This window comes from Parundibacterium terreum, assembly GCF_014636315.1.
Classification (GTDB): Bacteria; Pseudomonadota; Gammaproteobacteria; order Burkholderiales; family Burkholderiaceae_D; genus Undibacterium; species Undibacterium terreum.
The window spans coordinates 118,197-144,533 of the sequence record NZ_BMED01000007.1 but is presented as its reverse complement, the minus strand read 5'-3'; the positions used below and the strand labels follow the sequence as shown (position 1 = coordinate 144,533).

At 57.1% G+C, this 26,337-nt stretch carries 21 protein-coding genes; 18 read left to right on the top strand and 3 right to left on the bottom strand.

Annotation, left to right across the window (positions count from 1 at the left end; genetic code table 11):
• The first annotated feature begins 97 nt into the window (after window positions 1–97).
• From IEW12_RS25705 to IEW12_RS25645, 13 genes are all read left to right on the top strand, one after another.
• Window positions 98–1,099 (top strand): sulfonate ABC transporter substrate-binding protein, encoded by a 1,002-nt coding sequence (locus IEW12_RS25705; RefSeq protein WP_188569005.1) that lies wholly within the window; start codon window positions 98–100, stop codon window positions 1,097–1,099.
• A gap of 16 nt (window positions 1,100–1,115) precedes the next feature.
• The gene (locus tag IEW12_RS25700; RefSeq protein WP_188569004.1) at window positions 1,116–2,126 is read left to right on the top strand and encodes a sulfonate ABC transporter substrate-binding protein; all 1,011 of its coding nucleotides are present in this window, start codon (window positions 1,116–1,118) and stop codon (window positions 2,124–2,126) included.
• Window positions 2,127–2,195: 69 nt separating this feature from the next.
• A complete protein-coding gene (gene ssuD, locus IEW12_RS25695; protein WP_188569003.1) occupies window positions 2,196–3,392 on the top strand; it encodes an FMNH2-dependent alkanesulfonate monooxygenase in 1,197 nt (398 codons plus the stop codon).
• A gap of 110 nt (window positions 3,393–3,502) precedes the next feature.
• Window positions 3,503–4,315, top strand: a complete 813-nt coding sequence (gene ssuC / locus IEW12_RS25690; RefSeq protein WP_188569131.1) for an aliphatic sulfonate ABC transporter permease SsuC — start codon at window positions 3,503–3,505, stop codon at window positions 4,313–4,315.
• Complete coding sequence (locus IEW12_RS25685; protein WP_188569002.1) at window positions 4,312–5,286, top strand: ATP-binding cassette domain-containing protein; 975 nt, start codon at window positions 4,312–4,314, stop codon at window positions 5,284–5,286. Before ssuC ends, IEW12_RS25685 begins: the two co-directional genes overlap by 4 nt.
• A 92-nt stretch (window positions 5,287–5,378) precedes the next feature.
• Window positions 5,379–5,594 carry a TOBE domain-containing protein gene (locus tag IEW12_RS25680; RefSeq protein ID WP_188569001.1) on the top strand — a complete coding sequence of 72 codons (216 nt, stop codon included), beginning with the start codon at window positions 5,379–5,381 and terminating at the stop codon, window positions 5,592–5,594.
• Window positions 5,595–5,704: 110 nt separating this feature from the next.
• Window positions 5,705–6,538, top strand: a complete 834-nt coding sequence (locus IEW12_RS25675; RefSeq protein ID WP_188569000.1) for an EAL domain-containing protein — start codon at window positions 5,705–5,707, stop codon at window positions 6,536–6,538.
• A 168-nt stretch (window positions 6,539–6,706) separates the two neighbouring features.
• Window positions 6,707–7,558 (top strand): sulfate ABC transporter permease subunit CysT, encoded by an 852-nt coding sequence (gene cysT / locus IEW12_RS25670; protein WP_188568999.1) that lies wholly within the window; start codon window positions 6,707–6,709, stop codon window positions 7,556–7,558.
• A 98-nt stretch (window positions 7,559–7,656) separates the two neighbouring features.
• Window positions 7,657–8,484, top strand: a complete 828-nt coding sequence (gene cysW / locus IEW12_RS25665) for a sulfate ABC transporter permease subunit CysW (RefSeq protein ID WP_371874585.1) — start codon at window positions 7,657–7,659, stop codon at window positions 8,482–8,484.
• An 11-nt stretch (window positions 8,485–8,495) separates the two neighbouring features.
• Entirely contained in the window at window positions 8,496–9,566 is a 1,071-nt protein-coding gene (locus IEW12_RS25660) for a sulfate/molybdate ABC transporter ATP-binding protein (RefSeq protein WP_188568997.1), read from the top strand.
• 58 nt (window positions 9,567–9,624) lie between these two features.
• Window positions 9,625–10,563, top strand: coding sequence for a CysB family HTH-type transcriptional regulator (locus tag IEW12_RS25655; protein WP_188568996.1), 939 nt, complete (start codon window positions 9,625–9,627; stop codon window positions 10,561–10,563).
• A gap of 318 nt (window positions 10,564–10,881) precedes the next feature.
• A complete protein-coding gene (locus IEW12_RS25650; protein WP_188568995.1) occupies window positions 10,882–12,318 on the top strand; it encodes a sensor histidine kinase in 1,437 nt (478 codons plus the stop codon).
• Between the two features lie 84 nt (window positions 12,319–12,402).
• Window positions 12,403–14,964 (top strand): two-component system response regulator, encoded by a 2,562-nt coding sequence (locus IEW12_RS25645; RefSeq protein ID WP_188568994.1) that lies wholly within the window; start codon window positions 12,403–12,405, stop codon window positions 14,962–14,964.
• A gap of 117 nt (window positions 14,965–15,081) precedes the next feature.
• Here IEW12_RS25645 and IEW12_RS25640 read toward each other — a convergent pair whose 3' ends face one another.
• Window positions 15,082–16,053: an alpha/beta fold hydrolase gene (locus tag IEW12_RS25640; RefSeq protein ID WP_188568993.1), complete on the bottom strand. Its 972-nt coding sequence runs from the start codon at window positions 16,051–16,053 to the stop codon at window positions 15,082–15,084.
• Window positions 16,054–16,645: 592 nt separating this feature from the next.
• Here IEW12_RS25640 and IEW12_RS25635 point away from each other — a divergent pair.
• The 5 genes from IEW12_RS25635 (at window position 16,646) to IEW12_RS25615 (ending at window position 21,514) form a co-directional block, all read left to right on the top strand.
• The gene (locus IEW12_RS25635) at window positions 16,646–17,299 is read left to right on the top strand and encodes a PepSY-associated TM helix domain-containing protein (RefSeq protein WP_188568992.1); all 654 of its coding nucleotides are present in this window, start codon (window positions 16,646–16,648) and stop codon (window positions 17,297–17,299) included.
• A 79-nt stretch (window positions 17,300–17,378) separates the two neighbouring features.
• Complete coding sequence (locus IEW12_RS25630) at window positions 17,379–17,888, top strand: DUF2271 domain-containing protein (protein WP_188568991.1); 510 nt, start codon at window positions 17,379–17,381, stop codon at window positions 17,886–17,888.
• A 26-nt stretch (window positions 17,889–17,914) separates the two neighbouring features.
• The gene (locus tag IEW12_RS25625; RefSeq protein ID WP_188568990.1) at window positions 17,915–18,748 is read left to right on the top strand and encodes a DUF4198 domain-containing protein; all 834 of its coding nucleotides are present in this window, start codon (window positions 17,915–17,917) and stop codon (window positions 18,746–18,748) included.
• Window positions 18,749–18,831: 83 nt separating this feature from the next.
• On the top strand, window positions 18,832–19,851 hold the full coding sequence (locus IEW12_RS25620) for an FAD:protein FMN transferase (RefSeq protein ID WP_188568989.1): 1,020 nt from the start codon (window positions 18,832–18,834) through the stop codon (window positions 19,849–19,851).
• Between the two features lie 37 nt (window positions 19,852–19,888).
• Window positions 19,889–21,514, top strand: a complete 1,626-nt coding sequence (locus tag IEW12_RS25615) for a sulfite reductase subunit alpha (RefSeq protein ID WP_188568988.1) — start codon at window positions 19,889–19,891, stop codon at window positions 21,512–21,514.
• Window positions 21,515–21,534: 20 nt separating this feature from the next.
• Here the strand turns inward: IEW12_RS25615 and IEW12_RS25610 are convergent, their stop codons facing one another.
• Window positions 21,535–22,239 (bottom strand): hypothetical protein, encoded by a 705-nt coding sequence (locus tag IEW12_RS25610; RefSeq protein WP_188568987.1) that lies wholly within the window; start codon window positions 22,237–22,239, stop codon window positions 21,535–21,537.
• A 761-nt stretch (window positions 22,240–23,000) separates the two neighbouring features.
• Window positions 23,001–26,279 carry a fused isobutyryl-CoA mutase/GTPase IcmF gene (icmF, locus tag IEW12_RS25605; protein ID WP_188568986.1) on the bottom strand — a complete coding sequence of 1,093 codons (3,279 nt, stop codon included), beginning with the start codon at window positions 26,277–26,279 and terminating at the stop codon, window positions 23,001–23,003.
• Window positions 26,280–26,337: the final 58 nt, after the last annotated feature.

The following is a 26,337-nucleotide window of genomic DNA, read 5'->3' as shown; positions in this document are numbered from 1 at the left end:
ACAAGCCCATTTCTGGCGGCATCGTGCTGCAGGGGGACGGCTTGCCTGAAAAATTGAAATTGTGATCTCAACACTGCGAATGTAGAACTGGACGACCATGAACAATTTTAAAGACGATAAAAGGAAAACCAGGCGCCAGGCTTTGGGTCTGCTATCAGCGGCCACGCTGGGTGCTTTGGGAGGCTTCGCCGGTGGTCTGCCCGCGCTGGCCCTGGCACAAGGCAAAGCAGCGGCCGGCACTCTGCGCATAGGCTATCAAAAATACGGCACGCTGACCTTGCTGAAAGCCACAGGCGCGCTGGACAAGCGCCTGGCACAGCAAGGCATACAACTGAAGTGGATAGAATTCCCGGCAGGTCCCCAGTTGCTGGAAGGCCTGAATGTGGGCAGCGTGGATTTCGGCACTACCGGCGAAGCGCCTCCCATTTTTGCGCAGGCGGCCGGCGCCGACCTGGTGTATGTGGGCCACGAACCGCCCGCACCGGCAGGCGAAGCAGTGATCGTTCCCAAGAACTCTCCGTTGAAGACCGCCGCCGATCTGAAAGGCAAGAAGATCGCGCTGAACAAGGGTTCCAATGTGCACTACCTGCTGCTCAAGGTCCTGGAAAAAGCCAGTATCGCCTACAAGGATATCGAGCCCATCTATCTGCCGCCGGCCGATGCGCGCGCCGCATTCGAGCGCGGCAGCGTTGACGCCTGGGTGATCTGGGATCCTTTCTTTGCGGCAGCAGAAAAACAACTGGGCGCACGCATCCTGGTCGACGGCCAGGGCCTGGTCAGCAACCACCAGTTTTACCTCGCGGCGAGACCCTATGCGCAAAAAAACGCCGACATCCTGCGCATTACGCTGGAAGAACTGGTCAAGGTAGACGAATGGGGCTCCAAGAACACCGCCGATGTGACCGCACAACTGGCGTCGCAAGTGGGCCTGGAACCGAGCATCGTCGAACTGGCGGCCAAGCGCTTCGCTTACGGCGTAAAACCGCTTAGCGAACAGGTGATACGGGAACAGCAAAACATCGCCGATGCCTTTGCCGATCTGAAATTGATTCCTAAAAAAATCAATATCAGGGATGCCGTCGTCGCCATCAAACTCTAGCTCGCCGGAATAGACGATGAAGACCCTCTCCCCATTGCGCCGCAGCCTGCTGCTGGCAGTAGCTCTTGCCTTGACACCCTATCTGGCGTGGGCTGCATCGTCTGCATCCGCAGCCCCAGCCATCAGCGATGCGCCGAAAGAATTGCGCATAGGTTTCCAGAAAAGCTCAGTCAACCTGACCCTGCTGAAGCAAAGGCAGGCCTTGGAAAAGCAGTTGAAGGGCACCAAGGTGACCTGGTTTGAATTCACTGCCGGCCCGCAAATGCTGGAAGCCTTGTCAGTCGGCAGCATAGACTTTGCCACCACTGGCGAGCCGCCGCCGATTTTTGCGCAGGCGGCGGGTAGCGGCCTGGTGTATGTGGGCGCCGAGCCTGCCAAGCCGGCGGTCAGTGCCATCCTGGTAAAACCGGATTCTGTGATCAAGTCACTGGCCGACCTGAAGGGCAAGAAAATCGCCTTCCAGAAGGGTTCCAGCGCGCACTACCATGTGCTGCGCGCGGTACAGCAGGCCGGCCTGCAATGGAGCGACATCAGCCCCATCTATCTGGCGCCGGCCGATGCGCGGGCCGCCTTTGAGCGCGGCAGCGTAGATGCCTGGGCAATCTGGGATCCTTACTGGGCCGCGATAGAGCAAAGTGCGCAGCCGCGCGTGCTGGCGACCGGAAAAGACCTGGTGAACAACCTGTCTTACTACCTGTCCAGCCGCTCGTTTGCAGAAAAATATCCGCAAATAATCCACCTGCTGTTTGAGGAACTGACGCGCAGCGACAACTTTGTGCAGACCAACCGCAAGGAGGCCATCGCTGCGATTGCCGCCAGCACGGGGCTGGACCAGCCGACGATATCCGCCTACCTGACGCGCCGGCCGCGCTCGCCGGTAGTGTACCTGACCCAGAGCATGCTGGAAGACCAGCAAAGAGTGGCAGACAATTTTTTTCAGCAAAAACTGATCCCCAGGCAAATCAATGTGAGGGATGCGGCCTGGCTGCCGCCCGCAGCGTCCCCGGCGATTGCTGCACGTAACTAATAACTAACCACTTCCAGACCTCCAGGGGTGGCGCTGCGGCGCCGCCCCGGCAAACAGAAAGGAACGATCATGAGTTTAAATGTTTTCTGGTTCATCCCTACCCACGGCGACAGCCGCTATCTGGGAACTTCGCGCGGCGCGCGCCATATCAACTACGACTACCTGAAGCAGGTAGCGGTTGCCGCCGATACCCAGGGCTATGATGGCGTATTGCTGCCTACCGGCCGCTCTTGCGAAGATGCATGGGTCGTCGCCTCCAGCCTGATAGGCGCGACAAAGAACCTGAAATTCCTGGTGGCGATCCGCCCCGGCCTCAGCAGCCCCGGCCTGTCGCTACGCATGGCTTCCACTTTTGACCGCCTGTCCAATGGCCGCCTGCTGGTCAACGTCGTCACCGGCGGCGACCAGGGCGAGCTGGAAGCGGATGGGGTCTTTGCGGACCACACCGAACGCTATGAAATCACCGATGAATTCCTGCGCGTCTGGCGCGCAGCATTGTCCGGCGAAGGCGGTGACAAGGGCTATGATTTTTCCGGCAAGCACATCAAGGTCAAGGGCGCGAAAACCCTGTATCCGCCAGTGCAAAAACCCTACCCTCCGCTGTATTTTGGCGGCTCTTCCGGCCCGGCGCATGAGCTGGCGGCAGAGCAGGTGGACGTCTACCTGACCTGGGGCGAACCCCCGGCAGCGGTAGCTGAAAAGATCGCCGACATGCGCGCGCGCGCCGCCAAATACGGGCGCACACTGCGTTTTGGCATACGCCTGCATGTGATCGTGCGTGAAACCAATGAGGCAGCCTGGAAAGCGGCCGATGAGCTGATCAGCCATCTGGACGATGAAGTCATCGCCAAGGCGCAGGCCTCGTTTGCCAAGATGGACTCGGTCGGCCAGCAGCGCATGGCAGCCCTGCATGGCGGCAAGCGCGACAAGCTGGAAGTGTCGCCCAACCTGTGGGCCGGCGTAGGACTGGTGCGCGGCGGTGCCGGCACAGCACTAGTCGGCGACCCGGAAACCGTCGCCGAACGCATGCATGAGTATGCGGCCCTGGGTATAGACACCTTCATCCTGTCCGGCTATCCGCATCTGGAAGAATCCTACCGTTTCGCAGAACTGGTTTTCCCGCTGATAGGCAAGGCAGTTCCGGGCGCCGGCGAGAGCACCAGCATCACCGGGCCGTTCGGAGAAATCATGGCCAACAATATCGTGCCTATCTCGCGCCCCAGCCCATCCCAGCAGGCGCAAGGCAAATTGCAGAGCCAGTCGTAGTTCGCGCCAAGCGACATTCGGCCGCCGCGAGCCTTATCGGATAGCAGGAGAAAAAGATGGGACCATTTATCACAGACATTCCAGAAGAGTTGCTCTCAGGCAGAGCAACTATGGAACATGTTGCACCCCGCATCAACTGGGCGTCGCACGCAAGGGAATTGCTATCTCATTTCTTGCCGTGGGCAGTGCCGCTGCTGTTGCTGATTGTATGGCAAGCCTCATCCCAGCTGGGCTGGCTGTCCAGCCGCATCCTGCCTGAACCGCTGGCGGTTGCCAAAGCGTTCTGGACGCTGGCCGCTTCCGGTGAGATGTGGCTGCATGCGAAAACCAGCCTGTGGCGCGCACTGTCCGGTTTTGCGGCCGGCGGCGGGCTGGGGTTGCTGCTGGGCCTGCTGACCGGCACCTTCAGGTCCGCCGAGACCCTGCTGGATACGTCGCTGCAGATGGTTAGGAATATCCCGGCGCTGGCGCTGATACCGCTGGTGATACTGTGGTTCGGCATTGATGAAACGGCCAAGCTGTTCCTGGTCTCGGTCGGCGTATTTTTCCCCGTCTACCTGAATACCTTCCACGGCATACGCTCGGTGGACAAGGGGCTGATAGAAATGGCACAAAGCTACGGCCTGTCGGGCTGGGCACTGTACCGCGATGTGATCTTGCCGGGCGCCCTGCCATCCATCCTCGTCGGCGTGCGCTTCGCACTGGGCCTGGTGTGGGTATTGCTGATCGTGGCGGAAACCATCTCTGCACAGGCCGGCATAGGCTATATGACAATGAATGCGCGTGAGTTCCTGCAAACCGATGTGGTGCTGGTCGGCATCCTGCTGTATGCGCTGCTGGGCAAACTAGCCGATGTGCTGTCGCGCGCGCTGGAACACTATTGGCTGCGCTGGCATCCATCCTATAACAGGAGCAAGGCATGAATCATTTTCCCGCAGAACACGCGCAGTTGAGAAGCGCATCCCGCATAGAAAGCATCGCCGCCCTGAAAAGCGAGCTCGATGCCGACTGGGAAGACAAGGGCCAGGAAAAGCAGGAGCCCGCACCCTTGGTGCAAGCCAAAAAGAATAAATCAGCAGGTGCAAGCCTGAGCCTGCGCGGCCTGCAAAAATCCTTCGGCGGCAGGCGCGTGCTGAAGGCGATAGATCTGCAGGTCAAAGCAGGCGAGTTTGTCGCCGTGATAGGACGCAGCGGATGCGGCAAAAGCACGCTGCTGCGCCTGGTTGCCGGATTGGAAACCGCCGACACCGGCAACATAGACTTTAATCCGCATGCGCAAGCCATCACCTGCGCCAGTTGCGTAAACAGCGTGCCGAACAGCAGGCCGGATACCCGCGTGATGTTCCAGGATTCGCGCCTGTTGCCATGGAAGAGCGTACTGGACAATGTCTCGCTGGGCCTGAAGCAGGGCAGCGATGCGGCAAAGCGGGCCTTGGCCCAGGTAGACCTGGCCGAGCGCGCAGATGAATGGCCCTCAGTCTTGTCCGGCGGCCAGCGCCAGCGTGTCGCCTTGGCGCGTGCATTGGTGCATGAACCGGCGCTGTTGCTACTGGATGAACCGCTGGGTGCGCTGGATGCGCTGACCCGCATAGAGATGCAGAACCTGATCGAATCACTGTGGCAGCAGCGCGGCTTTACTGCCTTGCTGGTCACGCATGACGTCCAGGAGGCGATAGCACTGGCTGACCGCGTAATTCTGATCGAAGACGGCCAGATCACGTTGGATGAGCAGGTCTCGCTTCCACGTCCCAGGGCACGCGGCAACCCGGCTTTTGCTGCGCTGGAGGAAAAGATCCTGGATCGCGTACTGAAACGTCCGGCCCAGTCGCTGGATGCACCGCTGGGTGACCTTTCTCTGCTGAAGACGGTCAGCCAGGTGCACTGGGCCGTATGAACTAGCTGGATCCTGCAGATCACCGCAATTTTTTTCAAGGCTGAGCCAGCCGCTTGTTTTTTCTTTTTTTGTTACACCACACAGGAGTCATCATGGGTATCCAGGCAATCAACGTCCGCAATCAGTTCAAAGGCAAGGTCAAGGCCATCATCGAAGGTTCGGTCGTCTCCGAAGTCGATGTGGAAACACCGGCCGGCATCGTCACCTCGGTCATCACTACCCGCTCGGTCAAGGATCTGGGCCTGGAAATAGGTACGGAAGTAGTGGCATTGGTGAAGGCAACCGAAGTATCAATCGCAAAACTCTGATCACTGCAGACTTCCGGCCTTGCCCTATCCGGGCCGAGGCTGGAATCTGAAGCACCGGCGGAAACACCAGCGGCAAGCGTCGCCCCCCCTGCAACAAACAAGGAGCAGCAATGCCCTCTCCCGCATTACAAAAATACCTGACCCATTTATATAATACCCAGGGTGCCAGCACCAATATCTGGCTGGACGAAGAAGGCCGCGCACGCGGGCGTTATTTCAATTCCACGCTGACCAGCGCTTTCCAGGCCATACGCTCAGGCCAGGACCGCCGCGTCATCGGCTATGAAGGCTACGCGCGCAGCTATGCTGCCAACGACCAGGGCCTGAACATCTGGAAGCTGCTGGACCATGCTGCCAATGACAATGAGTCGGTAGAGCTGGACAGGCTGTGCCGCATCCTGCATGCGATCAATTTTTACCGGCAGCCCGAAAGCCAGGGCGTGGATTTATACCTGACCGTGCATACCCGCCTGCTGGCGGCGGTGGAAGGCAATCACGGCATGGCCTTTCGCCGCATCCTGGACATACTGGAGCTGCCGCACCAGCATATCGTTTTGCAATTGCCGCAGATTACCCCCAGCCAGCGCTGGGTGCTGAACCACGTGGCAGACAACTACCGCCGCAACGGCTTCCGCATAGGCATCAATGCCAGCGACGCACATCAGGCTCTGGAATTGCTGGACAGGGTCAGGCCCGACGTGATCAAACTGGATGCCAATCATCCCACTGCGACAGAAGCTCACCGCAGCCTGCTGGAACAAGCGACAAAAGCGGGTAGCCGTGTGGTCTTCAAACGCCTGGAAAACCAGGAAAAACTGGCCAGCGTCCAGGACAACCACGCCGGTAGCGACTATTTCCTGCAAGGTTTTTTGCTGGATCTGCCGGCAGCCAGCCTGGCAGTCAAGAAAACAGAAAATACCGGCATTGCCGAGACAGCTACGTGATTTTGTTTGCTATTCCACAAGAAAAGCCACTTAAATTATCAAATACATACTGATTTGAGCGCCCTTTATGCATATTTCTTCTATCAACATGCATAAAAATTCGTTTTCCATATAACAAAATACTGCCATGATCGTGACTCCATAGTCATATATGTTATAAGGCCGCGAATGGCATCTGCTGGTATTTTCACCAAATCTACGGCGCACCGCGTGATCCCCGGCTTTCATCTGTCGCTGGGATTCACGCTGTTCTACCTCGGTCTGATCGTGCTGATCCCCCTGTCTGCGGTCTTCCTGAAGACCTTCACCATGACCTGGGAAGCATTCTGGAATACCGTGACCTCAGACCGGGTAGTCGCCTCTTACAAGCTGACTTTTGGCGCGTCGCTGATCGCCGCCACGCTGAACACTTTCTTTGGCGGCATCGTCGCCTGGATACTGGTCCGTTATAAATTCCCCGGCAAAAAACTGATAGACGCGGTGGTAGATCTGCCTTTTGCGCTGCCGACCGCCGTGGCCGGCATCACCCTGGCCACGCTGTATTCGCCGAATGGCTGGATAGGGCATTACCTGGAACCGCTGGGCCTGAAGGTTGCATTTACACCTCTGGGCGTGGTTGTTGCGCTGACCTTCATCGGCCTGCCTTTTGTTGTGCGCACTGTGCAACCGGTATTGGAAGAGGCCGAAAAAGAACTGGAAGAAGCGGCAATCAGCCTGGGCGCCAGCCACTGGCAGACCTTCACCAAGGTGATCCTGCCGACCATCCTGCCGGCATTGATGACAGGATTTGCACTGGCCTTTGCACGCGCCACCGGCGAATACGGTTCCGTGATCTTCATCGCCGGCAATATGCCCATGGTGTCTGAAATCACGCCCTTGTTCATGATTACCAAGCTGGAGCAATACGACTATGCGGGTGCTACGGCCATTGCTGTGGTCATGCTGCTGCTGTCTTTCGCACTGCTGTTGTCCATTAATGCTCTGCAAGCCTGGAGCCGTAAAAAGAACGAGGCCAACTGATGTCCACCGCCGCTCTTCCCCTGACTGAAAATACCGCCGCGTCGGAAGCCTTGGCACGGGCACGCCGTGCAGAGCCTGTACCCACGCTGGCGGCAACGATGGAACCGCTGTGGGTGCGCGTGGTGCTGGTCACGATAGGCCTGGCCTTTTTGACGTTATTCCTGTTCGTGCCGCTGGCCGCCGTCTTTGCAGAAGCCTTCAAGAAAGGCTGGCATGTGTATCTTGCCGCCATCACGGAAGACGATGCCCTGTCCGCAATACGCCTTACGCTGATCGCCGCCGGCATCGCGGTGCCGCTAAACCTGGTATTCGGCGTCGCTGCAGCCTGGACCATCGCCAAGTTCGATTTCCGCGGCAAGAGCGTGCTATTGACGTTGATTGACCTGCCCTTCTCGGTATCGCCGGTCATTTCCGGCCTGATCTATGTATTGCTGTTCGGCGCGCAGGGCTGGTTTGGCGAATGGCTGCGCAACCATGAAATAAAGATCCTGTTCGCGGTGCCTGGCATTGTACTGGCTACTATTTTCGTCACCTTCCCGTTCGTCGCGCGCGAACTGATACCGCTGATGGAATCGCAAGGCAGCGAAGAGGAAGAAGCCGCGCTGGTGCTGGGCGCATCCGGCTGGCGTACTTTCTGGCACGTGACCCTGCCTAATGTGAAATGGGGCCTGCTGTATGGCGTGATTCTGTGCAACGCCAGGGCCATGGGCGAATTCGGCGCGGTATCGGTGGTGTCCGGCCATATCCGCGGCGAAACCAATACGCTGCCCTTGCAGGTAGAGATTCTCTATAACGAATACAACTTCACCGCAGCCTTTGCAGTCGCATCGCTGCTGACCTTGCTGGCCTTGCTGACGCTGGCCCTGAAGGCCCTAGTGGAGTGGCGCACTCACCAGATCCACAGTAAACAGATACCCCAGGAATAAGGCGACACATCATGAGCATCGCAGTCAACCAACTCCACAAGCGCTTCGGCAGTTTCGCCGCTCTGGATAATGTATCGCTGGATTTCCCCAGCGGGGAACTCACCGCCTTGCTGGGTCCTTCCGGCTGCGGCAAGACCACGCTGCTGCGCATCATCGCCGGCCTGGAACATGCGGATAGCGGCCAGGTGCTGCTGGATGGGCAAGACGCGTCGGCGCAGCATGTGCGCGAGCGCCAGGTCGGTTTTGTATTCCAGCACTATGCGCTGTTCAAGCATATGACGATCTTCGAGAACATCGCGTTCGGCCTCAGGGTCAAGCCGCGCGCCATACGTCCTTCCGAAGAGCAGATACGCGACAAGGTCACCAAGCTGCTGGAACTGGTGCAACTGGACTGGCTGGCAGACCGCTATCCGCCGCAATTGTCCGGTGGCCAGCGCCAGCGTATTGCGCTGGCCCGCGCACTGGCGGTGGAGCCGCGCGTGCTGCTGCTGGACGAACCTTTCGGCGCGCTGGACGCCAAGGTGCGCAAGGAATTGCGCCGCTGGCTGCGCAGGCTGCATGATGAATTGCATGTGACCAGCATCTTCGTCACGCATGACCAGGAAGAAGCACTGGAAGTCGCCGACCAGATCGTGGTCATGAACCAGGGCAAGGTCGAGCAGATAGGTTCGCCGTCCGAGGTCTACCAGCATCCGGCGTCGCCGTTCGTCTACGGTTTCCTCGGCAATGTGAACCTGTTCCACGGCCGCGTGCATGAAGGCATCCTGGATGCAGGCGGCGTAGCATTCCAGGCTCCCGGCCACGCAGAAACCCGCGATGCGACCGGCATAGGCTATGTGCGCCCGCATGAACTGGAAGTGGATCGCTATTCGCCCGGCGCAGAAGGCTTGCTGGTGCAACTGAAGCGCGTACACAGCATAGGTCCGCTGGCGCAACTGGAACTGGAGCGGGACGACAATGCCGACCTGATAGAAGCGATGATTTCCAGCGAGCGCTATGCCCACCTGAAACTGAAAGTGGGCGAGGCGCTGGTCGTGCGGCCCAAGCGCCTGCATGTCTTTGTCGATCAACAAGCACAGTAGTAATCACGCAAGTAAGTACATAAGTAAGCACAACAACAAGCACAACAAGAAGACTGCCATGAACTTTCAACAATTGAGATCCATACGCGAAGCCGCCCGCTGCGGCTTCAACCTGACCGAAGTAGCGAACGTGCTGTTCACTTCGCAACCCGGCGTCAGCCGCCAGATACGCGAACTGGAAGAAGAGCTGGGTGTGGATATCTTCGAGCGCAACGGCAAACGGTTGACCGGCCTGACCGAGCCAGGCAAGGGCATATTGCAAATCATAGACCGCCTGCTGCTGGAAGCGGAAAATCTGCAACAGGCCGGCAATGACTACTCCGACCAGACCCGCGGCACGCTGACGATAGCAACCACTCACACCCAGGCACGCTATGTATTGCCAAAGGTCGTGCAAGCTTTTCGTAGCGCCTTCCCGGAAGTGCGCATAGCCTTGCAGCAAAGCTCGCCGGAACACATCGCAGAATGGGTGTTGTCGGGCAAGGCAGATATAGGCATCGCCACCGAGGGCCTGAGCCAGTTCAAGGACCTGGTTTCCTTCCCCTGCTACCAGTGGAACCATGTGATCGTGGTACAGGATGGCCATCCTCTGCTGGACAAGGACAGGGTGGAACTGGCCGACCTGGCCGCCTATCCGCTGATCACCTACGATGTCGGCTTCACCGGGCGCGGCCATATCGACGCGGCCTTCAAGCAGGCTGGGATCAGCACCGACATCGTGCTGACAGCGATGGACTCCGACGTGATCCAGCAGTATGTATCGCTGGGCCTGGGCGTGGGCCTGGTGGCATCGATGGCAATAGAGTCTCATCGCGATCATGGTCTGAAAACCATAGAAGCCAGCCATTTGTTTGCAGCCAATGTCACGCGGCTGGCGGTAAGGCGTGGTGCCTATCTGCGGGCATACACCTATGATTTCATCCTGCAGTTCGCACCGGAACTAGCAAGGGAAGATATCTCCAGGGCATTGACCGAACATACCGAACAGGCTGCCTGACCCAGCAACCGCCTGAAGTAGGATATTGCCGACAGCCAATTGAGCAATTGGCTGCTTGCACTATTTCCACATGGAAATATAATGAATCAAGTCTGGCGTCTTCAGCTAATTAATAAAATAGCATGTATGTTGCGCTTGCGTGATATGATTTATTAGCTTATTGAGCAATAAATAAGCACCAAAGGACCTGCCTCCCTTACCTGCTTCGTACCAAGCCCCAGGTAGGGGAAGGTTGCAACAGTCCCCCTTAGCTGCACGGCCGCATCTGCCGCCATCAGCGAGGCCTGCTCAGCGCGCTTATATCGGTAGGTGACTAGTGTGAAATTAACGCTACAAACCAAGATAGACATCAGTTTTGCCCTGGGTCTGCTCACCCTGGGCCTGCTCGGGTATACGGCCTGGCGTTCCAACGACCAGCAAACCACCGATGCGATCCAGGTCGACCATTCGCACCATGTGATCGCTGCGCTGGAATCGCTGCGTTATGTCGTCACCGATGGCGAAACCGGCGTGCGCGGTTATGTGATCACCGGCGATATCGCTTATCTGGGTCCGTATCAGAACGACCTGAACGACGTAGATAACCGTTACGACAATCTGCGCATACTCACCAGCGATAATCCGGCCCAACTGCAACAGCTTAAAACCCTGAAATCCCTGCTGGATGACAGGCGTGCCGGCCTGGCAAAAGTCTTGCAGCTCAAGCGCGAGCAGGGATTGGACGCGGCCAGGGATAGCTATCTGGCTGGCAAGGGCCTGGTGTTGCATGAGCAGATCAGGCAGGCGATCAATACCCTACAGCAAGGCGAACGCAGCTCGCTGGAACTCGCGACGACCAGAATGGAGGCTTCCAGAAAACAGGCCAGGCTAGCGATTGCCGCCTGCATCATTCTTGGCCTGCTGATTACCTTGGGGTCCTTCTTTGTGATCCGGCGCGACCTGATACACCGCAGCATCACTGATGAAGCCCTGCGCAAGAGCAATGAAGACCTGCTAGCTGCCAGCGCCCGGGCGCAGCAATCGGACCGCATCAAGTCTTCTTTCCTGGCCACCATGTCGCATGAGTTGCGCACCCCGTTGAATTCCATCATCGGCTTTTCCGGCATCCTGTTCCAGGAGCTGGCCGGCCCCTTGAATACCGAGCAGAAAAAACAGCTGGGCATGGTAAGGGAAAGCTCCCGCCATCTTCTAGCGCTAGTCAACGACGTGCTGGACATCTCCAAGGTAGAAGCCGGCCAGTTGCAGGTACTGCAAGTGCCCTTCCCTATCGCCGAATCGCTGACACGCTCGGTAAGCCTGGTCGCCCCGTTGGCCGAGAAAAAAGGATTAACGCTGACAACAAAGATAGGCGGCGATCTGGGCGAAATCGTATCGGATAAAAGGCGGCTGGAACAGATACTGATCAATTTGCTCAGCAATGCGGTCAAATTTACCGAAAAAGGACAAATCACGCTGACTGCCGAAATGGTGGACGACTATGCGCAGGATGAAGACAGCGTGCCGCAACAGATCATGCGGGTGCAGATCCAGGATACCGGCATGGGCATCCGGCCGGAAGACATGCCTGCACTATTCCAGCCTTTCCGGCAAATTGAAGACAGGGTAAACAAGCCGCATGAGGGTACCGGCCTGGGGTTGGCGATCAGCCAGCGCCTGCTGGCCCTGATGGGTGGGCAGATCAGCGTGGAGAGTGTGGTGGGCCAAGGCAGCATTTTTACCGTGATCCTGCCGCGCCACGGCATTGCAACACCATAAAGATTATTGATCAATACGCCGTAAGATAGAAGCATTCGAACAACACCAGGTAAAGCGTAGCGTAAGGAAACAGGAAACTGCGGCATGCCAAGAATATTGATCGTTGACGACCGGGAAGAAAACCGTTATTTGCTACAGTCGCTGCTGGAAGGGCACGGCTATCTGGTGGACGTTGCCGCCGAAGGCGCAGAAGCGTTGCTGACGGCAAGGCAAACTCCGCCGGACCTGATCATCACCGACATCCTGATGCCGGTGATGGACGGCTTCCGCCTATGCCGCGAATGGAAAACCGACCACACGCTACGCCATATTCCGCTGGCCTTTTACACCGCGACCTATACCGACTCCAAGGACGAAGCCTATGCGCTGGGCCTGGGCGCAGACGCCTTCATTACCAAGCCGGCAGACCCCGACGATTTGCTGCAATTGATTACTGAACTGCTGCGCCTCAGGCAGCCGCCGGCGGTGTCCCGCTTCAAGTCTGACGAAGCGACGATACTGAAAGAATACAATGCAGTGCTGATCCAGAAACTGGAGCACAAGATCGCCCAGCTGGAAGCTGCTTCTTTTCGCGCTACGCAGAATGAACAGCGCCTGACGCTGGCACTGGAAGTAGAAGAAGCCGGTATCTGGGACTGGGATTTGCTGAGCGGCGTGATCATCTGGAGCGACCGCCACGCAGCCCTGTTCGGCATGGAGCCAGAAGACTTCGACGGCCGCTATGAAAGCTTCCGCAAGCGCGTGCATCCCAATGACATCGATGGACTCGAAGCTGCGTCCGAGATAGCGCGCGACCAGCATTCCGACTACAGCAAGGATTTCCGCGTCATCTGGCCCGATGGCAGCCTGCACTGGATCGCCGGCCGGGGCCGATATTTATATGATGCACAGGGCAAGCCTACCCGCATGTGCGGCGTTATCGTGGAAATCACCACGCTGAAAAACAATGAAGAGCAGATGCGGCTGGCGGCCCAGGTCTTTGAAAGCAGCCATGAGGCGATCATCATTACCGATGCGCAGGCTAATATCATTACCGCCAACTCCGCATTTTGCAGGTCCACCGGCTACACCGCGGAAGAAATCAGCGGCGTCAACGCCAGTATTTTGCGAGCAGACCAGCACGACGTAGGCTATTTCAGCGATCTGTGGAAAGACCTCAGGAAAAACCGCCACTGGAATGGTGAGCTGAACAACAGGCGCAAGGACGGTTCCACCTATCCGGTCCGTCTTTCCATCAGTGCGGTAGGCGACGATAGCGGCCTGACCTCGCATTACGTCAGCATTATCACCGACCTGACCCAGTACAAGGAGGCGGAGGAGCGCATCCAGTACATGGCCTACTTCGACGCACTGTCCACGCTGCCCAACCGTACCCTGCTGCGCGACAGGGCAGTGCATGCACTCGCTGCGGCCCGGCGCGATCAAACCGAAGTGGCGATGATGTTCCTGGATCTGGATCATTTCAAGACCATCAACGATTCGCTCGGGCACTCGGTAGGCGACCAGGTCCTGCAAACCGTTGCCAGCCGGCTCAAATACCTGATCCGCGAAGTGGATACCGTGGCACGCTACGGCGGCGACGAATTCAGCATCTTGCTGACCAATACCGATGCCAAGGGTGCCGCACAACTGGCGCAAAAAATCATAGAAACCCTGGCCGCGCCGATAGAAGCAGGCAACCACTCGCTGGTGGTGGGCGTCAGCATAGGCATCAGCTGCTACCCGGCAGATGCCGATGATTTCGAGGCGCTATTAAAGAATTCCGATATCGCACTGTTCCGCGCCAAGGGCGCGGGACGAAATAATTTCCAATTCTTTACGCAGGAAATGAATACCAATGCGCACAACCGGCTGGAGCTGGAAGTCGCGCTGCGCAGCGCATTGGCAGACAACCAGTTCAGGCTGCATTACCAGCCGCAATTCGACTTGCGCAGCGGCAAATTGCTGGGCTTTGAAGCCTTGCTACGCTGGCAGCATCCTGTGCGCGGCTTAATTCCACCTCTGGAATTTATTCCCATTGCCGAAATCAACGGTTTGATTGTCCCCATAGGCACCTGGGTGCTGAACGAAGCCTGCCGCCAGGCCAAGGAATGGCAAACCCGCGGCATTACACATGCGATGGTCGCCGTCAATCTGTCGGCGGTGCAGATACGCCAGGCCAATATCGTCAGCATCGTCAAGCAGGCGCTACAGGCCAGCAAGCTGGAGGCCAAATACCTGGAACTGGAATTGACTGAAAGCCTGCTGCTGGAAAATGTGGGATCGGTACTGCTGCAACTGCACCAGTTGAAGGAAATCGGCGTCACGCTGTCCATCGATGATTTCGGCACCGGCTATTCCAGTCTGGCCTACCTGAAGCGCTTCCCCATAGATACGCTGAAAATCGACAAGTCCTTTGTGTTGAACCTGACGGAAGATGCCGACAGCCGCGCAATCGCCCTGGCCATCGTGTCGATGGCGCATAGCCTGCGCTTGAAAGTCATCGCTGAAGGGGTGGAAGACGCATCGCAAGCGAAGATCCTGGCGGAAATGGGCTGCGACGAGGCTCAGGGCTATTGGTACGCCCGCCCTATGCCGGGCGACCAGGTCGCCGGCTGGCTACAGCGCAACCCCGAACCGGCAACTCTTCTGGCGAATAGGGCCTGAGAGATAGGGCAATGGAAAATCATGGAACAGCATTTGAGTCCGTTTCGGTCAGGCTCACAAGCCCTGAGCGGCATCTTTTCCTGCCATTATGAGACTATACACATGCCCCAAGCCCATTTATCGACGTGAGTCCTTGGAAAACCGGGCTTGATGCTTGTGCATGAACTGATCAGTGATTGTCACCACTTCACTCAATCGCGTATCCATCACGAAGTGACCGCCGTCCAGAATTTCAATTTGAGCAGCCGGGTTATCTTTACGAAAAGCGACAGCACCAGGGACAGTGAAAGCCAGGTCATGCTTGCCCCATAAAACCAATGTCGGCAATTGATGTTCCCTCAGCCATCTTTGCCACACCGGATAAGAAGCCAGATTGTTTTGATAGTCATAAATCAGCGCAGCCTGAATTTTTCCCTGTCCAGGGCGATTTAGGTACGCATATTCGTCCATCCACAGATCGGGATCGTAGGCCTCTGTATCAGGATCATCGCCCAGATGGCGCATTTTCGTCACCGCCAGCGATTGCTGAGCCTCGATAACCTCTTTCTCATGCGCAGCGCGGTCCGCCCAAAAAGCTTTGCGCTTGGCCCACATTGCCCCCAGGCCTTCGTCATAGACATTACCGTTCTGGAAGATGAGGCCTTGTACTGCGCCAGGTCTGGCCAGGGCCATGCGCATGCCTACTGGCGCACCGTAGTCCTGCATGAACAATACGTATTGTTGAACACCCACTGTATCCGCAAACTTTTGCATAACTTCAGCGAGATGATCAAAGGTGTAGGAGAACTGCTCCGGGTCAGATGCGCTACTATTGCCGAAACCAGGATAATCAGGAGCGATCAGGTGATACTTGCGCCCTAGCTGGCGCATCAGACCATCGTACATTCTCGATGAGCTGGGTACCCCATGCAGTAACAGCAAGGTAGGCTGGTTCTGCGAGCCGGCTTCGCGATAGGCGATCTGCTGGCCATCGACCGTTACAGTACGGTAAACAATTGGCGTTGCCGCGGCAATTGAATTTGTTGCTGCCAACGCCAGCGACAACGCTGCAACAAACTTGGCAAGACTGTTTATTTTATTCAGATTCATAATATTCTCCGTAAAGTCCGCTGCAATTTCACTGAAGCAGGACAAGAGTAACAATTCGAAGTGAACAGCCCGGATTGCTTCCTGCGCTGCCGACACTTCCTTTTTTTCGAAACAGAATGGACAGGTTTTTCTTACTTGCCGCATTTACTGCAGACAAATCCATAGTAATGACGCTCAGTTAAGACAGGAATGATGTAGGGCGCAATACTCTGTTTCGCGCCGCGCATGATGAGAAAAAGCGAGCTCTAATTGAGCTGCTTATTAAGCTGCTTATTGGCCCGCAACTTCTCTGCGACCATATCGATGCAGTACGCACCTTAGACGAACCGCTTTTTGCCTTCACGGTGTACTAGGTGAACGGGCCAGGGGGTTTCCTCATGCTCGGCCGGCACAATCTTTAGCCCCTTTCCTCGCGGACAGTATCTTTACAATCCGGGTCGTTCTGGCAAAGAACGTTACAAATCTTCTACTAGTGCGTATTTATACGGGTTTATTTCCTGCAAATAAATGATATATAATGAGAATTATTATCATTTACAATTGAGCGGCGCCAAGGCCCCAAGACGCCTGCCGCAGGCATGTCCAGACTCCCATGAGCGAAATAGCCATCACCAAACAATCCAATCAGCAACGCCGCTCATTCTGGCTGAAGCATTTGCACCAGTGGCATTGGATCAGCTCTGCGCTGTGCATCATCGCCATGCTGCTGTTTGCCGCCACCGGTATTACGCTGAATCATTCGGCACAGATCGAGGCGCATCCGCAAGTCACCAAGAAGACGGCGCAGGTACCAGAAGCTTTGGTGTCGCAGCTGGCCAGCCTGCAGCAGGCGCAAAAGCATGGCGCCAAAGATCCGCTGCCCTTGCCTGTGCGCGATTGGCTGGGCAAGCAACTGTCGATCAGCGTTGGCGAGCAGGCGGCGGAATGGTCCAAGGAAGAAGTGTATGTATCGCTGCCGCGTCCGGGCGGCGACGCCTGGCTCAGGGTAGACCTGGAAAGCGGCGACCTGGAATACGAATTGACCGACCGCGGCTGGGTCTCTTATTTCAATGATTTGCACAAAGGCCGCAATACCGGCGCCGCATGGCCCTGGTTCATCGATATTTTTGCCGGCGCCTGCCTGGTTTTTTGCATTACCGGTCTGTTCTTGCTGCAACTGCATTCCGGCAACCGCCCCACTACCTGGCCCATCGTCGGCTTCGGTCTGCTGGTGCCCTTGTTGCTGGCGATTGTCTTGATTCATTAGCATCCTGTTTTTCTCGCATCTGTTTTTGTAATTTGCCCTGTCTGTCCAAATTTTTCTATCATTACTACTGAGGTTTAACATGCGTGTATTGCTCTCCGTTGCCCTGACCGGCCTGGTCGCTCCAGTCATGGCTACCGATCTGAATCTGAAAGTCGAAGTGCCGCGTCTGAATGTGGCCGAATACCACCGCCCTTACGTCGCCATCTGGATAGAAAAACCGGACCAAAGCGTCGCAGGCAATCTGGCGGTCTGGTATGACATGAAGAAAAAGGACAACGAAGGCAATAAGTGGCTGAAGGATCTCCGCCAATGGTGGCGCCGCAGCGGCCGCGAACTGCAAATGCCGGTGGATGGCGTCAGCGGCGCAACGCGTCCGGTCGGCGAACATCAATTGAGCTTCTCTTCCGATAAAGGCGTGCTGGCCAATCTGCCTGCAGGCGACTACCAATTGGTGGTGGAAGCTGCGCGCGAAGGCGGCGGCCGTGAAGTCGTCAAGGTACCGTTCAAATGGCAAGCCAAGGGCGAACAGAACGTTAAAGTACAGGGCGGCGATGAGCTGGGCCTGGTATCCCTGAACATCAAGTCCTGATATCGATAACAATAAAGGAGAACGCCATGACACTATCCGGTACATTCAAACGGGCAGTCACGCTGACAGCTACCGTCGCCGCCATTGCTGCGGCATTTACGCCATTGAGCGCCAGCGCGCACCGCATGTGGCTGCTGCCTTCCGGTACTTCACTGCCGGCAGAAAAAGCCTGGGTCACCGTCGATGCAGCGGTATCCACCGATGTTTTCTTCGCCGACCACCAGCCTTTGAAACTGGATAATCTGGTCATCACTGCGCCTGATGGCACCCAAGCCAAGGCGGAAAACGCCAGCACCGGCAAATACCGCAGCACCTTCGACGTGCAGCTGTCGCAGGGCGGCACCTACAAGCTGGGCATCGTCAACAATGCGATGTTTGCCAGCTACAAGGAAAACGGCCAGACCAAACGCTGGCGCGGCACGGCAGAAACATTTGCGAAAGATGTGCCTGCCAATGCGGAAGACTTGCAGGTCACGCAAAGCAGCGGCCGTGTAGAAACCTTTGTCACTGCCGGTAAACCGGGCGGCAAGGCCTTGTCCATCACCGGTTCCGGCCTGGAAATGCAAACAATAACCGCACCGACAGATCTGTTCGTCGGCGAGGCTGCCAGCTTCCGCCTGATGATAGACGGCAAACCGGCCGCCAATGTCAAAGTCAGCGTGATCAGCGGCGGCATACGCTACCGCAACAAGCTGAACGAAATTTCGGCAACGACTGACCTAGATGGCAAATTCAGCGTTACCTGGCCTACCGCCGGCATGTACTGGCTGGAAGCCTCGCTGAAAGACGACAAGGCTGCCAAACCGGCCAAGGAGCGCCGCGCCAGCTATGTCGCGACACTGGAAGTATTGCCGCAATAAGCGGCTCAAGTATCTTGTGCAGCACGGGCGGATGGCAAGACTTGCCGTCCGCCATATCACCAAATGACTCTTCCCCGGCCTGAATGAATCGCGTCCTGATCCCATTGACGATGGCACAACCGCCATCCATCCCGCCATCTGCAACGATAGACAGCCTGGCGGGTAACAGCATGGGAACGACCTGGTCGGTCAAGCTCGTGCGTCCGGATCACCTGGCGCTGGAGCAACTGCATGCAGGCATACAGCAGCGCTTGGACAGCGTGGTCGAACAGATGAGCACCTGGCTGGACAGCTCTACGCTGAGCCGCTTCAACCGCGCCGAAGCCGGCAGCTGGCATGCATTGCCACCGGAATTTTTCAAGGTGCTGGATTATGCGCTATATATCGCGCAGCAAAGCAACGGCGCTTACGACCCCGGCGTAGGCCCGCTGGTCAACCTGTGGGGCTTCGGCCCCGGCGGCAGGCATGACCAGGCCCCCGCTGCTGCTGCAATCGACCATGCCCGCGCCGCCAGGGGATGGCGGGAGGTCAAACTGGACCGCCTGGAACAGCGCGCCTTGCAGCCCGGCGGCGTGTATATAGACTTGTCTTCGATCGCCAAGGGCTTCGGCGTGGACCATGTTGCGCAATACTTGCAGGAGCAAGGCGTGCAAAGCTACCTGGTCGAGGTCGGCGGTGAATTGCGGGGCTATGGCTGCAAGCCGGACAATGACCCATGGTGGGTAGAACTGGAACAGCCTTTGCCTCTGAGCAGCGCTGCAACACATGACGGATCGCCACAAAAAAACCTGATCGCACTGCATGAAATGTCCGTGGCGACGTCAGGAGACTACCGCCGATTTTTCGAACACAAGGGCAGGCGCTATTCGCACACGATAGACCCCCGCACCGGCTACCCGGTAGAGCATGCGCTGGCCTCGGTCACAGTATTGCACACCAGTTGCATGATCGCCGATGGCCTGTCCACCGCGCTTACCGTGCTCGGTGTGCAAGAGGGAATGGACTATGCGCGCAGCCAGAATATCGCGGCATATTTTGTCAGCCGCACCGCACAAGGCTTTGAAGAATGCATGAGTCCGGCATTTGAAGCAATGCTGGATTAGTTTACAACTTCAAAAGACATCATTAAGAGATACCACGATGAAATCGCTGCTGACCAAAAACCTGTGGATTGCCAGCCTGGCATTGGCGGCGATTTCCACATACAGCATCAGCCGCAGCCACTTGCTGGATAGCCAGAATGGCCGCATGTTCACGGCGGCATTGCTGGTGCTGGCTTACCTGGCATTTTGTTTCGTCACTTATCTGAAAACCAGGAATAAACAGCAACTCGGCCTGCAACTGGCAACTGCTGAAGGCAGCAGCCAGGACGCGATGCTGGTGGTTTATGCCAGCCAGACCGGTTATGCAGAACAAATCGCCTTGCAGACTGCGCAGGCCTTGCAGGACGGCGGCATGGCGGTGCGCTTGCTGTCACTGGCAAAGCTGGACAAAGCCATGCTGGATGCCGCAAGCCGTATCCTGTTCATCGTCAGCACGACAGGAGAAGGGGATGCACCGGACAGCGCGGCAGGCTTTGCCCGCAAACTGATGGGGCAGGCCCTGCCGCTGGCACATTTGCAATACGGTGTGATGGCATTGGGCGACAGCAGCTATGAACAGTATTGCGCCTTCGGCCACAGGCTGGAACACTGGCTGCGCCACCAAGGTGCGCGCACATTGTTCGATACAATAAAAGTGGATAATGGTGATGAAGGCGCACTGCGACACTGGCAGCATCATCTGGGCGTACTGAGCGGCCACACCGACATGGCAGACTGGAGCGCACCGGCATATGCCAACTGGACACTGGCAGAACGCAAGCTGCTGAACCCGGGCAGCGCAGGTGCGCCGGCTTTCCACCTAGCATTGCTTGGCCCCGAAGGTACCAGTAGCAACTGGCAAGCCGGCGACATCGCCGAGATAGGCCCGCGCAATGCGCCGCAAAAAGTGCAAGAGCTTATCACCCGCCTGCAGCTAGACCCGCTGGCGCCGGTCAGCGTCGCGGGACAGCGAGTTTCATTGACGGATCACCTGGCAACTTGCCTGTTGCCGCATAAAGAACAGGAAGGCGCTGTGCTGCAAGGCCAGTCTGCGCAGCAATTGGCCGATGCGCTAAGACCGCTGCCGCACCGCGAATATTCGATCGCCTCCATCCCGGCGGATGGCAAGCTGGAATTGCTGGTGCGCCAGACGCAACTGGACAATGGCGATCTGGGGCTGGGCTCGGGTTGGCTGACCGAATATGCGCCGCTGCAAGGCGACATCGCATTGCGTGTCAGGGAAAATCGCAGCTTCCAGGCGCCGGAAGACGGCCGCCCGATGATACTGGTGGGTAACGGCACCGGCCTGGCCGGACTGCGTGCGCACCTCAGGGCCAGGGAAAAAGCCGGCCATATGCAAAACTGGCTGTTGTTTGGCGAGCGCAATGCGGCACACGACTATTTCCATCGCGAAGAACTGGAAGCCTGGCTGGCCAGCGGCGTGCTGCAACACCTGGATCTGGCCTTCTCCCGCGACCAGGCACATCGGGTCTATGTGCAGGACAGGCTTAGCGAGCAGGCAGAACGACTGCGCCTGTGGGTAGCCGATGGCGCCGCCATCTATGTCTGCGGCAGCCTGGAAGGCATGGCCGCCGGCGTGCACGCTGCGCTGGGCGTGATCCTGGGCCAGGAAAAATTGGAACAGATGGCGGAAGAAGGCAACTACAGGCGCGACGTCTACTAACAGCGCTGAGTAAGCTGACGCTAAGCTTTCTTCTTCAGCGCCAGCTTAATAAAGACCGCAGTCCCCAGCCCGGGAAAATCCTCTTCCACAGCCAGCTTCCTTTTGGACTTTGGTGCAGGAAAACGCAAGCCATTCGCTTCCACCGAGAAATCGGAAAATGCGGAAGCCAGCGCATGCATGCTGGAAGTCGCCTTGCGCACCAGCTTGCTGGATGCACTGCCGTCGGCAACTGCTTGCACAGCCAAAGATAAATCCTTGGTTTTGAGCTTTTGCGCAATCTTCTTGAAGACACCGACGCCATTATCGGAAAAATGCATCTCCAGGCTACGCGCAGTCTGCTCTACAACAATATACAAGCCGCTGGCCTTGGCATGACGGTTCGCATTGTGCACAACAGAGACAAAACCCTTGCGCGCCAACTCAGCCACCTCTTCAGACAGATTCAGGAAAGGAGCAAACTCCGTTTCCCACAACACTTTGGCGTCAATGCCAGGCAGGCTATAGCTATCCACCAGCAACCGGCGCTTGCCAGCGGCAAACACCTGGCCGCTACCCGTACCGCTACGAACCAGATATCCCTCTTCCACCAGCCTGGCAATGACCGTAGCGGCAGCAGTGCGGCCCACGCCGAAATGCTCGGCCAGAGCCTGCGTCAATTGTCGGGGGTGCGCGACTACCGCTCGCGCTACCCAGCTTACCGCTTCATCGAAATTTATTTTTGCCATTGGGGGTTCCGTTTTTTTAGATGGTGGGGATTATATTCTCTACTTGGGGTCGTGGCCTTGCTTTTGAGATTGCTGGCCGGGGGTAGCCCGGCGGCTACTTCCTTTTCTTGTCTCGCCAAGAAAAGGAAGCAAAAGAAGGCGACCGCAAGCCTCGCCCCTTCGGGGTACCCGATTATGCGGTACAAAAAATGGGAAACAGGCGAAACTCGCTGCGCTCAAACACACCTGTTTCTGATCCATTTTCTGTACCTCACAATCGGCGAGGCTCCGAGCGGTTTAGGGTCAAGAACAACAGCAAATTCAAAGGCAACGGCAACCAGATTCACCAATAACAAATAGAACTTGCTCAGCGAAATAAGTTGGCTTGATTGGGGTTGTTGTTGACGTTGGTTTTGACGTGCCCCGCTCGGGACGCAGCATTTTGTGCTTTACAGAAAATGGATCAGAAATGAACGTTGTCTGAGGTGTAGCAGGGGTTTCACGGAGCAGTGCTCCGTGCCTGCGTAACGGTATCCGCTTGCAAGCGGATATGCGCCCTGCAAGGGAAGCGAGTTTCGTTCATTTCCCATTTTTTGTAACGCACAAAATGTGATGGCGCTACGCGCCATCACCCGGAGGGCAAGTCTGCGGTCGCCTTTCTTTGCTTACTTTCTTTGGCGAGGCAAAGAAAGTAAGTAGCCGCCGGGCTACCCCCGGCCAGCAATCTAAAAAATCATCACATCTAGCCAGCCAGCAAGCAAAAGGCTTGCAAGCCAAGCAAGCTACATATTCCTCCGATATTGCCCCCCCACCTCAAACAAGGCAGTAGTAATCTGCCCCAGCGAGCAAACCCGCGCCGCATCCATCAATTTCGCAAATACATTCTCATCATTGATCGCCGCTTGCTGCAAGGCAGCCAAAGCCTGTGGCGCCACATCGGCATGGCGCGCATGGAAATCGGCCAGGCGTGTCAGTTGCGATTGTTTTTCATCGTCGGTGGAACGTGCCAGCTCTATCTTCTGCGGTGTTTCTCCAGCCTTGGGATTGCGGAAGGTATTCACACCGATGATAGGCAGGGTGCCATCATGCTTCAGGTGTTCATAGTGCATCGATTCTTCCTGGATCTTGCCGCGCTGGTAGCCGGTTTCCATCGCGCCCAGTACGCCGCCGCGTTCGGCAATGCGTTCAAATTCCTGCATCACTGCTTCTTCCACCAGATCGGTCAATTCCTCGATGATGAAACTGCCCTGGATAGGATTTTCATTCTTCGCCAGGCCCCATTCGCGGTTGATGATCAACTGGATTGCCAGTGCGCGGCGTACCGATTCGTCTGTAGGGGTGGTGATCGCCTCGTCATACGCATTGGTATGCAGGCTGTTGCAGTTGTCATAAATCGCAATCAATGCCTGCAAGGTCGTGCGAATATCGTTGAAATCTATCTCTTGCGCATGCAGTGAACGGCCGCTGGTTTGAATATGGTATTTCAGTTTCTGGCTACGGTCGTTGGCAGCGTATTTGTCACGCATTGCCACTGCCCAGATGCGGCGGGCCACGCGGCCCAGCACCGTGTATTCCGGGTCCATGCCATTGCTGAAGAAGAAGGACAGGTTAGCCGCGAAATCATCGATATGCATGCCGCGCGCCAGGTAGGCTTCGACAAAGGTGAAGCCATTCGACAAGGTGAACGCCAGTTGCGAAATCGGGTTCGCACCGGCTTCCGCAATATGGTAGCCGGAGATCGATACCGAGTAGAAATTACGCACCTGGTGATGTACGAAGTATTCCTGGATATCGCCCATCACCTTCAATGAAAACTCGGTCGAGAAGATGCAGGTGTTCTGTCCCTGGTCTTCTTTCAGGATGTCGGCCTGCACGGTGCCGCGCACGTTCTGCAAGACCCAGGCGCGGATTTTCGCGGCTTCATCGGCGGTCGGCTCGCGCTTGTTGTCGGCGCGGAACTTGTCCATCTGCTGGTCTATCGCGGTATTCATGAAGAAGGCCAGTATCGTCGGCGCAGGGCCGTTGATGGTCATCGACACCGAGGTGGCCGGATCGCACAGATCGAAGCCGTCGTACAACACCTTCATATCATCCAGCGTCGCGACCGACACGCCGGAATTGCCGACCTTGCCGTAGATATCCGGGCGCAGGTCGGGATCGGCGCCATACAGCGTTACCGAGTCGAACGCGGTGGACAGTCGCTTGGCCGGCATGCCTTGCGATACCAGTTTGAAACGCTTATTGGTGCGGAAGGGGTCACCCTCGCCGGCAAACATGCGGGTAGGGTCTTCACCTTCGCGCTTGAATGCGAAGACGCCCGCAGTAAACGGGAAGGAGCCGGGAACGTTTTCCAGCATCAGCCAGCGCAGGATTTCGCCGTGATCGACAAAACGCGGCAAGGCCACCTTGCGTATCGTGGTGCCGGACAGCGATTGCTGGGTCAGGCGGGTGCGGATTTCCTTGTCGCGGATCTTGACCACGTATTCATCGCCGCTGTAGGCGGCCTGCATATCGGGCCACATCGTCAGCAATTTCTTGGAACCGGCATCCATATGGCTGTCGCGCTCTGCGATCAGTTCGTCAAAGTCGGCGCTCTTGCCTGCCTTGCTCAGCATGCGCTTGCTTTCCTGCAGTTGCTGGCGCTCGCGTGCCAGCACCACTTGCTTGCCGGTGAACTTGTGATAATGACGCACAGTATCGGCGATTTCAGCCAGGTAGCGGCTGCGGGCCGGAGGCACGATCACGTTCTTGCCGCTGGAGAATTTGACGTCCACTACCGGCAACTTGCCAGGCTTGGCAAGCAGGCCGTGCTTGGCCAGCGCCGGCAGGATGCCCTGGTACAGCGCAGTTACGCCATCATCGTTGAAGCGGGAAGCCTGGGTACCATAGACCGGCATTTCATCCGGTTTCTTGCTCCACAGCTCACGGTTGCGCTGGTATTGCTTGGCCACGTCGCGCAAGGCATCCTGCGCGCCCTTGCGGTCGAACTTGTTGATCGCGACAAAATCGGCAAAGTCCAGCATGTCGATTTTTTCCAGTTGCGATGCGGCGCCGAACTCAGGCGTCATCACATACATGCTGACATCCACATGCGGCACGATCGCGGCGTCGCCCTGGCCTATGCCCGAGGTTTCGACAATCACCAGATCAAAACCGGCCACCTTGCAAGCGGCGATCACGTCCGGCAGTGCCTGCGAAATCTCTGAGCCCGCTTCGCGCGTGGCCAGCGAACGCATGAATACCTTGACCTGCCCCTTCCACGGATTGATCGCATTCATGCGTATGCGGTCGCCCAGCAGGGCGCCGCCGGATTTGCGGCGCGAAGGATCGATGGAGATCAGCGCGATGTTCAACTGGTCATCCTGGTCCAGCCTGATGCGGCGTATCAGCTCATCCGTAAGTGAAGACTTACCTGCGCCGCCGGTGCCGGTAATGCCGAAGGTAGGGATATTGATGGTATCGGCCTTCTGGTGCAGTTGCTGGCGCATCTCTGCCGATACCTTGTCGTTTTCCAGTGCGGTAATCAGTTGCGCCAGCGGCCGGTGCTTGGCCAGGATATCGCCATCCTGCAGCCTGGACAGGCTGGTCGGCGCATAGCTGGACAAATCCACGTCGCAGGCCTGTATCATCGCCAGTATCATGCCCACCAGGCCGAGGCGCTGGCCGTCTTCAGGGCTGAAAATACGGCTGACGCCATACGCATGCAGATCGGCAATCTCGTCCGGTACGATCACGCCGCCGCCGCCGCCGAATACCTTGATATGCTCGCCGCCGCGCTGCTTCAGCAGATCTATCATGTACTTGAAGTATTCGACATGGCCGCCCTGATAGCTGGAAATCGCTATCCCCTGCGCATCTTCCTGCAAGGCTGCGGTAACGATCTCTTCCACCGAGCGGTTATGCCCGAGGTGGATCACTTCCGCGCCATTCGCCATCAGGATGCGGCGCATGATGTTAATGGACGCATCGTGGCCATCAAACAGCGAGGCGGCGGTGACGAAGCGTACCTTGTTGGCGGGTTTGTATTCGGTCAGTTTTTGGGCGATTGACAGGTCGGTCATGGGTTCCTCAATGAAACGGGTCTCTATAGTCTTTTTATTATCTTTTGCGGTTTTAGGG